The organism is Enterococcus sp. H57, assembly GCF_003112495.1.
Classification (GTDB): domain Bacteria; phylum Bacillota; class Bacilli; order Lactobacillales; family Enterococcaceae; genus Enterococcus_B; species Enterococcus_B faecium.
The window spans coordinates 1-529 of record NZ_BEHC01000099.1; the positions used below are offsets into that span (position 1 = coordinate 1).

Genomic DNA, 529 nt, shown 5'->3' on the forward strand with positions numbered 1-529 from the left:
GGAGCAGTAGCCAAAAATCGGATCCATCGTCGTTTCTACACCAGTATCTGCCATCAGAAAATCACGACGGATACAACTGAATTTAAATACCATGAAGTGGATGCCAAAGGCATTATCCGTCAAAAGAAATTGTATCTAGATCCTTTTATGGATATGTTCAATAGTGAGATTTTATCCTATCGTATCTCTGAAAAGCCCAATGCATTAGCGGTAATGGAAGGTTTGGAGGAAGCTATCCAGACCACTAACGATTGTCCCTATCGTCGTACGTTTCACTCAGATCAAGGTTGGGCGTATCAAATGAAAGCTTATAGAAACAAATTGAAGGAGTACAAAATCTTTCAAAGCATGTCTCGGAAAGGGAACTGCTTAGATAATTCACTTATGGAGAATTTTTTTGGCTTATTAAAACAAGAGATTTTTCACGGGAAAGTTTATAACTGTTTCGAGGAATTAAAATCAGCCATCGATAGCTATATCTATTACTACAATAATGAACGGATAAAACAGAAATTAAACTGGCAAAGTC

1 protein-coding gene is annotated in these 529 nt (G+C 37.1%); it reads left to right on the plus strand.

What is annotated here, in order from left to right; all coding sequences use genetic code 11:
* On the plus strand, nt 1–529 hold a 529-nt coding region (locus tag DIZ30_RS13300), incomplete at both ends, for an IS3 family transposase (RefSeq protein ID WP_002305934.1).